The sequence below is a fragment of the Nocardioides sp. genome, assembly GCF_047607365.1.
Classification (GTDB): Bacteria; Actinomycetota; Actinomycetes; order Propionibacteriales; family Nocardioidaceae; genus Nocardioides.
Genome location: NZ_JASGDD010000121.1, coordinates 1 through 12,198, shown reverse-complemented (window position 1 = coordinate 12,198; position 12,198 = coordinate 1). Strand labels below are relative to the sequence as shown.

Genomic DNA, 12,198 nt, shown 5'->3' with positions numbered 1-12,198 from the left:
GCGGCCCACGCGCGGCACGGCGACGCGGTCGGCGCGCGGGACCGCCGCGACGAGCTCCTCCACCAGGCGCGCGAGTGGCTGGCCGACGAGTCGGCGCACATGGACTATCCCGTCCTGGGCTGCGTCGTGACGAGCCTCGGCATCTGGCAGGGGGCCTCCGGAGACCCGGAGGGCGGAGCGCGGCTGGTCGGGCTCGGCGAGGGCCTCTCGCTCAACCGGATGCTGCCCAGCCTCGACCCCTACGACGGCGACCTTCTCGTCGACCTCGGCGTCCTCGCCTCCTGTCGCGCCGAGCACGCCGGCCGCCGGCCCGCCGAGCTGCGCGACGCCGTCGCCACCCTGCTGTCGGCTCTCTCCGTCCCCGTCTGAGTCACGGTGGCGCGTGGTCTGCCGATGACGAAGCCCCGCGAGACCTGATCTCGCGGGGCTCGCCCTGCTGCCGTCGTACGCCGGCTCAGACCTTCTTGGAGTAGGACCGCACCGCGAGCGGGGCGAAGACCGCGACGATCGCGGCGCAGCCGAGGACGGCCCAGCCGACGTTGGCCGTGACCGAGCCGTCGTTGATCAGGTCGCGCACCGCGTGGATCACGAGCGTCACCGGGTTGACCGACACGAAGTGCTGCAGCCAGTCGGGCATCGTGGACTGCGGCGTGAACGCGTCGGAGAGGAAGGTCAGCGGGAACATGATCATCATCCCCATGCCCTGCACCGCCTGCGCCGAGCGGGCGATGGTGCCGAGCCACGCGAAGATCCACGACAGCGCCCAGCCGGCGAAGACCACCAGCGCCCAGCCCATCAGGACGCCGCCGAGCCCGCCGCCGGGCCGGTAGCCCATGGCGAAGCCGGTTGCCAGCGTCAGGGTCGCGGCGATGCCGTAGCGCAGGACGTCGGCCAGCATCGGGCCGGCCAGCGGGGCGATGCGCGACATCGGTAGGGAGCGGAAGCGGTCGAAGACGCCCTTCTCCATGTCCTCGCGCATCTGCACGCCGGTCGCCATGCAGGCGGTGAGGGCGGTCTGGGCGAGGACGCCGGGGATGATGAGCGGCAGGTAGTTCGCGACCGATCCGGACACGGCGCCGCCGAAGATGTAGGCGAACATCGCCGTGAACAGCAGGGGCTGGATGATCACGTCGAAGAACTGCTCGGGGTTGCGCTGCATCTTCTTCAGCGCGCGCCAGGCCATGGTGAGGGTCTGGGAGACGGTGTCGTTCAGCGTCGGGCGCGTCGTCAGTCTCTGCTTGGCGGTCTCGATGCTCCGCTGGGCCGTGAGGGCGCTCATGCGAACACCTCCTCGTTCTCGGAATCGGCATCGGAGTCACGCTCGGTGGAGTGGCCGGTCAGGGCGAGGAAGACCTCGTCCAGCGTCGGCTGCTGGACCGCGGCCGAGGTGATGGAGACGCCCGCCTCGCGGAGGGCGATGAGCACGTCGGCGGCCTTGTCGGCGTCGGGCAGCGGCACGTTCAGGCCGCCGGCCTCCGGGGTGAGGACCGGCGACACGCCGACGACCCGCTCGACGAGCCGTCCCGCCTCCTCGGTCAGCGAGGTGTCGGCCAGCCGGAGCTGCAGCGTCGACTCTCCGACACTGGTCTTGAGCTCGGCGGGCGTGCCCTCGGCGACCTTGAGCCCGCGGTCGATGACCGCGATCCGGTCGGCGAGCTGGTCGGCCTCGTCGAGGTACTGCGTCGTGAGCAGGATCGTCGAGCCGTTGGCGACGAGGTCCCGGATCGTGTCCCACATCTGGCCGCGGGTGCGCGGGTCGAGGCCGGTGGTCGGCTCGTCGAGGAAGATGAGGGGAGGCGAGGAGATCAGCGAGGCGCCGAGGTCCAGCCGGCGGCGCATGCCGCCGGAGTAGTCCTTGATCTGCTTGCCGGCCGCCTCGGTGAGGCCGAATCGCTCGAGCAGGTCGCCGGCCAGGGCGCGGGCCTGCTTGGAGGAGCGGCCGTGCAGCCGGCCGAAGAGCCAGAGGTTCTCGTAGCCGGTGAGGTTCTCGTCGACCGAGGCGTACTGTCCGGTCACGCCGACGAGCTGGCGGATCTTGTGGGGCTCGGTGGCGACGTCGACGCCGAAGACGGACGCGTGGCCGCCGTCGATCGGCAGCAGCGTCGCGAGCATGGAGAGGGTCGTGGTCTTGCCGGCGCCGTTGGGTCCCAACACGCCGAAGACCTCGCCCGGGGCGATGGCCAGGTCGACGCCGCCGACGGCGGTGAAGTCGCCGAAGCGCTTCACCAGCCCGGAGGCGTGGACCGCCAGACGCGAGTCTGTGGTGTTCGTCATGGGGCTACTGTGAGTGCTCCCGGTTTCACCCGGCTTTCACGCCACCGGAAACCAGTTTCACGAATCCATGCAGAGTCTTGTATATTCATGCACGTGACATCGTCGTCAGGCGCCGGGAGCGTCAAGATCGCGGTCGCCGGCGCCAGTGGGTACGCCGGCGGCGAGCTGCTGCGGCTGCTTCTGGCCCACCCCCGGGTCGAGATCGGCGCCCTCACCGGCGCCGCCAACGCCGGCCAGCCGCTGGGCGCGCTCCAGCCGCACCTGCTGCCGCTGGCCGACCGGGTGCTGGCCGAGACGACCGTGGAGACGCTGTCCGGGCACGACGTGGTCTTCCTCGCCCTGCCGCACGGCCAGTCGGGCGCGATCGCCAAGGCCCTGCAGTCGGCCGACCCCCAGGTGATCGTCGTCGACTGCGGCGCCGACTTCCGGCTCTCCGACGCGGGGGAGTGGACCCGGTTCTACGGCACCGACCACGCCGGGACCTGGCCCTACGGCCTGCCCGAGCTGCCCGGCAACCGGGAGGCGCTCACCGGCGCGAGGAACGTCGCGGTTCCCGGCTGCTACCCGACCGTCTCCTCCCTCGCGCTCGCGCCCGCGGTCGCCGCCGGCCTGATCGAGCCCGATGTCGTCGTCGTCGCCGCCTCGGGCACCAGCGGAGCCGGCAAGTCCGCCAAGACCCATCTGCTCGGCTCCGAGGTCATGGGCAACGTGAGCGCGTACGGCGTCGGCGGGGTGCACCGGCACACCCCCGAGATCACCCAGAACCTCTCGGCCCTCGCCGAGGGGCCCGTCACGGTCAGCTTCACGCCGCTGCTCGTGCCGATGCCTCGCGGCATCCTCGCCACGTGCACGGCCAGGCTGCTGGCGGGCGTCACGCCCGACGACGTACGCGCGGCCTATGAGAAGGCCTACGCCGAGGAGCCCTTCGTCCACCTGCTCCCCGAGGGGATCTGGCCGCAGACCCACGCCGTGACCGGATCCAACGCCGTCCACCTCCAGGTCACCGTCGACGACACGGCGGGACGCCTCGTGGCCGTCGGGGCGATCGACAATCTCGCCAAGGGCACCGCCGGCGCCGCCGTGCAGTGCATGAACCTCGCCCTCGGTCTCGACGAGACCACCGGGCTCTCGACCGTAGGACTGGCCCCCTGATGAGCGTCACCCACCCGAAGGGCTTCACGGCAGCCGGCGTCACCGCCGGCCTCAAGGCGTCCGGCAAGCCCGACCTCGCCCTCGTCGTCAACCAGGGCCCGTCGTCGGCGTCCGCCAGCGTCTTCACCTCCAACCGCTGCCAGGCCAACCCCGTGCTGTGGAGCAGGGAGGTCGTCAAGGACGGCATCGTGAAGGCCGTCGTGCTCAACTCCGGCGGTGCCAACTGCTACACCGGGCCCGCCGGCTTCCAGGTCACCCACGCCACCGCCGAGCGGGTCGCCGAGCGTCTGGAGATCGGCGCGGGCGACGTCGTCGTCTGCTCGACCGGCCTGATCGGCCTGCTCAACAGGCGCGAGCTCCTCCTCGACGGCGTCGACAAGGCCGCCGCGGCCCTCGCCGTCGACGGGGGAGACGCGGCGGCGCACGCGATCATGACCACGGACACCGTGGCCAAGCAGTCCCTCGTCGAAGGCGAGGGCTGGAGCATCGGCGGCATGGCCAAGGGCGCCGGCATGCTCGCCCCCGCGCTCGCCACGATGCTCGTCGTCATCACCACCGACGCCGACCTCCCCGCCGACGACCTCGATCGGGCGCTGCGCGCGGCCACCCGGGTGAGCTTCGACCGGCTCGACTCCGACGGCTGCCAGTCCACCAACGACACCGTCACCCTGATGGCCAGCGGCGCCTCCGGCATCCGGCCGGCGCTCGAGGAGTTCACCGCGAAGCTCACCGAGCTGACCACCGACCTCGCACTGCAGCTCCTCGCCGACGCCGAGGGCGCCGACCACTCGATCGCCATCACCACGATCAACGCCCGATGCGAGGACGACGCCGTCGAGGTCGGCCGCAGCGTGGCGCGCAACAACCTCTTCAAGGCCGCGATCTTCGGCAAGGACCCCAACTGGGGCCGCATCCTCGCCGGCGTCGGCACGACGACGGCCGCCTTCGACCCGGCCGACCTCGACGTCGCCCTCAACGGCGTCTGGGTGTGCCGCAACTCCGCGCCCGCCGAGGACCCGAGCCTGATCGACCTCGAGCAGCGCGACGTCACCGTCACCATCGACCTCAAGTCCGGCGACGCGACCGCCACGGTGTGGACCAACGACCTCACCCACGCCTACGTCCACGAGAACAGCGCCTACAGCTCATGAGCACCCCACTCGAATGCTCGCTACGCTCCTCCCAGGAATGCAGCTCCGTGAGCGGGGACCCCGCATGACGCGCGCCAACGCCCAAGTCCTCGCGGCCGCCCTGCCGTGGCTGAAGAAGTACAACGGCAAGGTCATCGTCATCAAGTACGGCGGCAACGCCATGATCGACGAGGACCTCAAGTCGAAGTTCGCCGAGGACATCGCCTTCCTCCGGCTGGCCGGCTTCAAGCCCGTCGTCGTCCACGGGGGCGGTCCGCAGATCTCCCAGATGCTCGACCGGCTCGGCATCGAGTCGGAGTTCCGCGGCGGCCTGCGGGTCACCACCCCCGAGGCGATGGACGTCGTCCGGATGGTGCTCGTCGGGCAGGTCCAGCGCGAGCTCGTCGGCCTGCTCAACCAGCACGGCCCGCTCGCGGTCGGCCTCTCCGGGGAGGACGCCGGCCTCTTCACCGCCAGCCGGACCAACACCATCGTCGACGGCGAGGAGGTCGACCTCGGCCTCGTCGGCGAGGTCACGAAGGTCCGCCCCGAGGCGGTGCTCGACGTCATCGAGGCCGGCCGCATCCCGGTCATCTCCAGCGTGGCGCCCGACGTGCTCGGGCAGGTGCACAACGTCAACGCCGACACCGCGGCCGCGGCCCTCGCGGTCGCGCTCGGCGCCGAGAAGCTCCTCGTCCTCACCGACGTCGAGGGGCTCTACCGCGACTACGGCAACTCCGACGACCTCATCCAGGAGATCGGCCCCGACGCCCTGGAGTCGATGATGCCCACCCTCGCCAGCGGGATGGTGCCCAAGATGGGCGCCTGCCTCCAGGCCGTGCGCGGCGGCGTCCCCCGGGCCACGGTCGTCGACGGCCGCGAGCCCCACGCCGTACTCCTCGAGATCTTCACCGACGAGGGCATCGGCACCCAGGTCCTCCCGGGTGTGCCCACCAAGCTCCGGAAGGCAACGTCATGACCGCGCCCCATCCCAACACGTCTCACCCCGACTACGTCGAGCGCTACCAGAGCGCCGTGATGAACACCTTCGGCCCGCCCAAGCTGATCCTCGCCCGCGGCGAGGGCAGCCACGTCTGGGACGAGAGCGGCAAGGAGTACGTCGACTTCCTCGGCGGCATCGCCGTCAACGCGCTGGGCCACGGCCATCCCGCGCTCGTCGAGGCGGTCACCAGCCAGCTCCAGACGCTCGGCCACATCTCCAACTTCTTCGCCTCCGCGCCGCAGATCGCGCTCGCGGAGAAGCTGCTCGACCTCGTCGACGGGGCGCTGGACGGCTACCGCCCCGAGGGCCGGGTCTTCTTCACCAACTCCGGCACCGAGGCCAACGAGGCGGCGCTCAAGATCACCCGGCGCACCGGCCGCACCCACCTCGTCGCGATGACCGGCTCCTTCCACGGCCGGACGATGGGCTCGCTCGCGCTGACCTCGAAGGAGGCCTATCGCGCCCCCTTCGAGCCGCTGCCCGGCCACGTCACGTTCGTCCCGTACGGCGACGCCGACGCGCTCGCCGCGGCGGTGACCGACGACACCGCCGCCATCGTCATCGAGCCGATCCAGGGCGAGGCGGGCGTCGTCATGCCCCCCGAGGGCTTCCTCGCGGCCGCCCGGGCCATCGCGGATGAGCACCACGCCCTGCTCTGGTTCGACGAGGTCCAGTCCGGCATGGGGAGGACGGGCTCGTGGCTGGCCTCGGCGACGCCACGGCTGGGCGGCGTGCTGCCCGACATCATCACCCTCGCCAAGGGGCTCGGCGGGGGCTTCCCGATCGGCGCCTGCCTCGGCATCGGGGTCGCCTCCCACCTCCTGGAGCCGGGCAATCACGGCACCACCTTCGGCGGCAACCCGGTCGCCTGCGCGGCCGCGCTCGCCGTCATCCGCACGATCGAGTCCGAGGCCCTCCTCGACAACGCGCTGATCCTCGGCCACAAGCTCCGCGACGGCCTCGCCGCCGACCCACGAGTCGCCGAGGTCACCGGCGAGGGGCTGCTCATCGGGGTCGTGCTCGCCGAGGAGCGCGCCGCCGAGGTCGCCGCCGCGGCGCTCGAGGCCGGCTTCATCCTCAACAACGCCACGCCCGGCCGGATCCGGCTCGCGCCCCCGCTCAACCTCACCGAGGACGACGCGCAGGCGCTCCTCGACGCGTGGCCCGGCATCCTCGACGCCGCCTTCGGCGAGCCCGGGGAGGAGCGGCGATGAGCACCCGCTCATTTCTGGCCGACGACGACCTGACGCCTGCCGAGCAGGCCCGGGTCCTCGACCTGGCCGCCACCCTCAAGGCCGAGCCGTTCCTGGCGCGGCCGCTGGAGGGCCCCAAGACCGTCGCGACGATCTACGACAAGCCGACCCTGCGCACGCAGGCCTCCTTCGCCGCCGGCGTCGCCGAGCTGGGCGGCAACCCGATGCTCGTCGACGGTGGCCTGGCGGGCATCGGCAGGCGCGAGTCGGTCGCCGACGTCGCCCGGGTCCTCGGCCGCCAGGCGACGGCGATCGTCTGGCGGACCTACGCCCAGAGCGCGCTCGAGGAGATGGCGGAGATGTCGGGCGTGCCCGTCGTCAACGCGCTCACCGACGAGTTCCACCCCTGCCAGCTGCTCGCCGACCTGCTCACGATCCGCGAGCACAAGGGCGAGCTCGCCGGCCTGCGCGCCGCGTTCATCGGCGACGGCGCCTGCAACATGGGCAACTCCTGGATCCTCGCCGGCGTCACCGCCGGGATGCACGTCGTCATCGGCGCTCCGGACGGCTACGCGCCCGCCCCGGAGATGTTCGAGCGTGCCAACGCCATCGGCGCCACGACCGGCGGCAGCGCGACGTGGGCGACCGACCCCGTGGAGGCCGTGGCCGGCGCCGACGTCGTCGTCACCGACACCTGGGTCTCCATGGGCAAGGAGGAGGAGGCCGTCGCACGGATCGCCACCTTCGCCCCGTACGCCGTGACCGAGACCCTGATCGGGCACGCGAAGCCCGACGCCATCGTCCTGCACTGCCTGCCGGCGTACCGCGGCAAGGAGATCGCCGCCGAGGTGCTCGACGGACCGCAGAGCGTGATCTGGGACGAGGCAGAGAACCGCCGCCACGCCCAGAAGGCCATTCTCGCCTTCCTCCTCGAGCACCAGTGACGCGGACGACGCCATGACCGAGAGTGCCGTCCGGCCCGCGACCAAGGGCGCCCGCCACCAGCTCATCCTCGAGCTGGTCGCGGGCCACGAGGTGCGCTCGCAGGTCGAGCTCGCCGACCTGCTCGCCGACCACGGCGTGCAGGTCACCCAGGCCACGCTCTCGCGCGACCTCGTCGAGCTCGACGCGAGCAAGGTCCGCGCGGCCAGCGGCGCCCTCGTCTACGCCGTGCCCAACGAGGGCGGCGACCGGCGGCCGGTCGCGCCGGGGGAGTCGGCCGCGGCCCAGTCCCGACTCGCCCGGCTCTGCGGCGAGCTCCTCATGTCCGCCGAGGCCAGCGCCAACCTCGTCGTGCTCCGCACCCCGCCCGGCGCGGCCCAGTTCCTCGCGAGCGCCGTCGACAAGGCAGAGTTCTCCGCGATCCTCGGCACCATCGCGGGCGACGACACCGTGCTCGTCATCGGCCGCGACCCGCTCGGCGGAGACGACCTCGTCGCCAAGTTCCTGGCCCTCGCGGCCCACCAGCAGTCAGCACCAGAACCAGAAAGCGCAGAATGAGCAAGGTCCTCACCTCCCTTCCCGTCGGCGAGCGCGTCGGCATCGCCTTCTCCGGCGGCCTCGACACCTCCGTCGCCGTCGCCTGGATGCGCTCGAAGGGCGCGGTGCCCTGCACCTACACCGCCGACATCGGGCAGTACGACGAGCCCGACATCTCCGGCGTCCCCGACCGCGCCCGCAGCTACGGCGCCGAGATCGCGCGTGCCGTCGACATCAAGCCGCAGCTGGTCGAGGAGGGCCTCGCCGCCCTCGCCTGCGGCGCGTTCCACATCCGCTCGGGCGCGAAGGTCTACTTCAACACCACCCCGCTCGGCAGGGCCGTCACCGGCACCATCCTCGTCCGGGCGATGCAGGCCGACGACGTCAACATCTGGGGCGACGGCTCGACCTACAAGGGCAACGACATCGAGCGGTTCTACCGCTACGGCCTCATGGCCAACCCCGAGCTGCGGATCTACAAGCCGTGGCTCGACGCCGACTTCGTGAACGAGCTCGGCGGGCGGCACGAGATGAGCGAGTGGCTGGTCGCCAACGGGCTGCCCTATCGCGACGCCACCGAGAAGGCCTACTCCACCGACGCCAACATCTGGGGCGCCACCCACGAGGCCAAGACGCTCGAGCACCTCGACGTCTCGCTCGAGACCGTCGAGCCGATCATGGGCGTGAAGTTCTGGGACCCCTCGGTCGCCATCGAGACCGAGGACGTCGCCGTCTCCTTCGAGGCCGGCCGTCCCGTCGCCATCAACGGCGAGCGCTTCAGCGACGCCGTCGCCCTGGTGCTCAGGGCCAACGAGATCGGGGGCCGCCACGGCCTCGGCATGAGCGACCAGATCGAGAACCGCATCATCGAGGCCAAGTCCCGCGGCATCTACGAGGCGCCCGGCATGGCGCTCCTCTTCGCCGCGTACGAGCGCCTCCTCAACGCCGTCCACAACGAGGACACGCTCGCGAACTACCACCACGAGGGCCGCAAGCTCGGCCGGCTGCTCTACGAGGGCCGCTGGCTCGACCCGCAGTCGCTCATGCTGCGCGAGTCGATCCAGCGCTGGATCGCCTCGCTGGCCACCGGCACGGTCACCCTGCGGCTGCGCCGCGGCGACGACTACACGATCCTCACGACCGAGGGCGAGCACTTCTCCTACCACCCCGAGAAGCTCTCGATGGAGCGGGTCGAGAACGCCGCCTTCGGCCCGACCGACCGGATCGGCCAGCTCACCATGCGCAACCTCGACATCGCCGACAGCCGCGCCAAGCTCGAGCAGTACGCAGCCCAGCCCCTCGACCAGGGCAACGTGCTCGTCGAGCACGGCACCCTCTTCGGCGAGCTCCCGGCCGGCGGGTTCGACCAGATCGCCGCGGCCGCCGACGTCGACCCCGACGCGCAGGCGGTGCTCGACGAGGCCGCGATGGAGTTCGGCAGTGACTGATCCCGGCACCGCGGGCGCGACGGGGGAGGGGAAGCTCTGGGGCGGCCGGTTCGCCGGCGGGCCCTCGCCCGAGCTGGAGGCGCTGTCGCGGTCCACGCACTTCGACTGGCGCTTGGGCCTGTACGACATCGCCGGCTCCCACGCGCACGCCAAGGCACTCGCCGCCGCAGGGCTCCTGACGGCTGAGGAGGAGGCCGAGCTGCACCGCGGCCTCGACGTCCTCGCCGATCGCTGGACCAGCGGCGAGCTGCGGCCCGCGGAGTCCGACGAGGACGTCCACGGCGCGCTCGAGCGGCTGCTGATCGCCGAGGTCGGCCCCGACGTCGGCGGCAAGCTCCGCGCCGGCCGCTCCCGCAACGACCAGATCGCCACGCTCTTCCGCTCCTACCTGCTCGACCACGCCTCGGTGATCGGCGGGCTGGTGCTCGACCTCGTCTCGGCGCTGGCCGATCAGGCCGAGACGCATCTCTCCGGCCCCGGCGGGCCGGCGATCATGCCCGGCCGGACGCACCTGCAGCACGCGCAGCCGGTGCTGCTCTCCCACCACCTGCTGGCCCACGCATGGGCGCTGCTCCGGGACGTCTCGCGCCTGGAGGACTGGCGTGCGCGGGTCGAGTCGGACTCGCCGTACGGCTCGGGCGCGCTGGCGGGGCAGAGCCTCGGCCTCGCCCCGGAGCTCGTCGCCCGGGAGCTCGGCTTCACCGGCTCCTCGGCCAACTCGATCGACGGCACCGCCTCACGCGACTTCGTCGCCGAGTTCGCCTTCGTCTGCGCGCAGATCGGCGTCGACGTCTCCCGGATCGCCGAGGAGGTCATCCTCTGGGCGACCCGCGAGTTCGACTTCGTCACGCTGCACGACTCGTGGTCGACGGGATCGTCGATCATGCCGCAGAAGAAGAACCCCGACATCTCCGAGCTCGCCCGTGGCAAGGCGGGCCGGCTCATCGGGAACCTGACCGGGCTGCTGGCGACGCTCAAGGCCCTGCCGCTCGCCTACAACCGCGACCTGCAGGAGGACAAGGAGCCGGTCTTCGACTCCGTCGACACCCTCGAGGTGCTGCTGCCGGCGTTCACCGGGCAGATCGCGACGCTGGTCTACAACACCGGCCGGATGGCCGAGCTCGCCCCGCAGGGCTTCTCGCTCGCCACCGACATCGCCGAATGGCTGGTGCGCGAGGGCACGCCGTTCCGCGTCGCCCACGAGCTCGCCGGCGCCTGCGTCCGCGCGGCCGAGGCCCGCGGCGTCGAGCTCGCCGACCTGACGGACGAGGAGTTCGCCGCGGTCTCGCCCGCGCTCACCCCCGCGGTGCGCTCGGTGCTGACCGTCGACGGCTCCGTGGCCTCCCGCGACGGCCGGGGCGGCACCGCCCCGCGCCGCGTGGCCGAGCAGCTGGCCGAGCTCCGGAATGCTGTCGCTGCTCGACGGCCGGCCTGAGGAGGTCGCGCCGCGCCTGCTCGGCGCGCGCCTCACGCACGCCGGGGTGACGCTCCGCCTCACGGAGGTCGAGGCGTACGGCGGCCCCGACCCCGACGGCGACCCCGGCTCGCACGCCTTCCGCGGCCCGACGCCGCGCAACACGGTCATGTTCGGTCGCGGCGGCGTGCTCTACGTCTACTTCACCTACGGGATGCACCACTGTGCCAATCTCGTCGTCGGCGACGGGCCGGGGGCGGTCCTGCTCCGCGCCGGCGAGGTCGTCGACGGCGTCGAGCTGGCGCGGGCCCGGCGGCCCGGCAGCAGCGACCGCGACCTCGCGCGGGGCCCTGCGCGCCTGTGCCGTGCCCTGGCGCTCGACCTCTCGCACAACGGACTCGTGGTCGGCCCCGAGCTCCGGCTCGTGCCGTCGACGGGCGAGGTCGGGCCTCTGGCGTCCGGGCCACGGGTCGGACTGCGCCTCGCCCCGGAGCGTCCCTGGCGCTTCTGGATCCAGGGCGAGCCGACCGTCTCGCCGTACCGCCCCGCCGTCTCCCGGGGCCCGAAGGGCCTCTGACCTGCGGAAACAGGCGGCGCGTCACGAGAGGTGCGCCCCGATTTGATGCCCCGGACACGTGTGTGTAATGTTTCCTCCTGTCGCCGCGAGCGGCTCCCACACCGGGGGAAACCCCACAAGGTGTGGGCTTCCGCGCGGTCTGACACCGATCTCGATCGGGCCCCGGCAGCGTCAAGTTGACCAGGGTGGAGCGGGTCGGTAAAGTTTCGCAGGTTGCCCCGAGGCAAGGCCGGAAGGCTGAGCGCGGTGTGCGTGTGATTCTTGAGAACTCAACAGTGTGTTATTGAATAGTCGATGAATTTTTTTGTAGCCCCGTCGGCTGGCCTGCTTGTTTTGGTGGGTTGGTTCGATGGTTTCTTTGACAATGATTCTGGCAGCATCTCTTTTTGGGGTGCGAGTCAGTGTCTCCTGTCGGGAGTTGGATTTTTTGTAGTTTTCTACGGAGAGTTTGATCCTGGCTCAGGACGAACGCTGGCGGCGTGCTTAACACATGCAAGTCGAGCGGAAAGGCCTCTTTGGGGGTACTCG

12 protein-coding genes and 1 rRNA gene are annotated in these 12,198 nt (G+C 71.5%); 11 read left to right on the top strand and 2 right to left on the bottom strand.

Translation table 11 applies throughout. The features are described from left to right. Positions 1-369 (top strand): hypothetical protein (locus tag QM572_RS09565; protein WP_415092443.1); only part of this gene is annotated, 369 nt, incomplete at its 5' end. 85 nt (positions 370-454) lie between these two features. Here QM572_RS09565 and QM572_RS09560 read toward each other — a convergent pair. Both QM572_RS09560 and QM572_RS09555 read right to left on the bottom strand, forming a co-directional pair. Continuing rightward, the gene (locus tag QM572_RS09560) at positions 455-1,279 is read right to left on the bottom strand and encodes an ABC transporter permease (RefSeq protein ID WP_415092441.1); all 825 of its coding nucleotides are present in this window, start codon (positions 1,277-1,279) and stop codon (positions 455-457) included. Continuing rightward, on the bottom strand, positions 1,276-2,274 hold the full coding sequence (locus QM572_RS09555) for an ATP-binding cassette domain-containing protein (protein WP_415092439.1): 999 nt from the start codon (positions 2,272-2,274) through the stop codon (positions 1,276-1,278). Before QM572_RS09555 ends, QM572_RS09560 begins: the two co-directional genes overlap by 4 nt. Positions 2,275-2,361: 87 nt before the next feature. Here QM572_RS09555 and argC point away from each other — a divergent pair, with 87 nt between their 5' ends. The 10 genes from argC to QM572_RS09505 all read left to right on the top strand — a co-directional run. Beyond that, the gene (gene argC, locus QM572_RS09550; RefSeq protein WP_415092437.1) at positions 2,362-3,426 is read left to right on the top strand and encodes an N-acetyl-gamma-glutamyl-phosphate reductase; all 1,065 of its coding nucleotides are present in this window, start codon (positions 2,362-2,364) and stop codon (positions 3,424-3,426) included. Further along, positions 3,426-4,577 carry a bifunctional glutamate N-acetyltransferase/amino-acid acetyltransferase ArgJ gene (gene argJ, locus QM572_RS09545; protein ID WP_415092435.1) on the top strand — a complete coding sequence of 384 codons (1,152 nt, stop codon included), beginning with the start codon at positions 3,426-3,428 and terminating at the stop codon, positions 4,575-4,577. Before argC ends, argJ begins: the two co-directional genes overlap by 1 nt. Positions 4,578-4,641: 64 nt before the next feature. Then, positions 4,642-5,535: an acetylglutamate kinase gene (gene argB, locus QM572_RS09540; protein ID WP_415092433.1), complete on the top strand. Its 894-nt coding sequence runs from the start codon at positions 4,642-4,644 to the stop codon at positions 5,533-5,535. Then, positions 5,532-6,773, top strand: a complete 1,242-nt coding sequence (locus QM572_RS09535; RefSeq protein ID WP_415092431.1) for an acetylornithine transaminase — start codon at positions 5,532-5,534, stop codon at positions 6,771-6,773. The genes argB and QM572_RS09535 overlap by 4 nt, the downstream gene beginning before the upstream one ends. Then, entirely contained in the window at positions 6,770-7,696 is a 927-nt protein-coding gene (gene argF, locus QM572_RS09530; RefSeq protein WP_415092429.1) for an ornithine carbamoyltransferase, read from the top strand. The genes QM572_RS09535 and argF overlap by 4 nt, the downstream gene beginning before the upstream one ends. Before the next feature lie 13 nt (positions 7,697-7,709). After that, entirely contained in the window at positions 7,710-8,252 is a 543-nt protein-coding gene (locus tag QM572_RS09525) for an arginine repressor (protein ID WP_415092427.1), read from the top strand. Continuing rightward, the gene (gene argG, locus QM572_RS09520; protein WP_415092425.1) at positions 8,249-9,679 is read left to right on the top strand and encodes an argininosuccinate synthase; all 1,431 of its coding nucleotides are present in this window, start codon (positions 8,249-8,251) and stop codon (positions 9,677-9,679) included. The genes QM572_RS09525 and argG overlap by 4 nt, the downstream gene beginning before the upstream one ends. Next, a complete protein-coding gene (argH, locus tag QM572_RS09515) occupies positions 9,672-11,114 on the top strand; it encodes an argininosuccinate lyase (RefSeq protein ID WP_415092423.1) in 1,443 nt (480 codons plus the stop codon). The genes argG and argH overlap by 8 nt, the downstream gene beginning before the upstream one ends. Then, positions 11,086-11,670 (top strand): DNA-3-methyladenine glycosylase, encoded by a 585-nt coding sequence (locus tag QM572_RS09510; RefSeq protein ID WP_415092421.1) that lies wholly within the window; start codon positions 11,086-11,088, stop codon positions 11,668-11,670. The genes argH and QM572_RS09510 overlap by 29 nt, the downstream gene beginning before the upstream one ends. Positions 11,671-12,106: 436 nt before the next feature. Beyond that, positions 12,107-12,198, top strand: a 16S ribosomal RNA gene (locus QM572_RS09505); the annotation flags it as partial.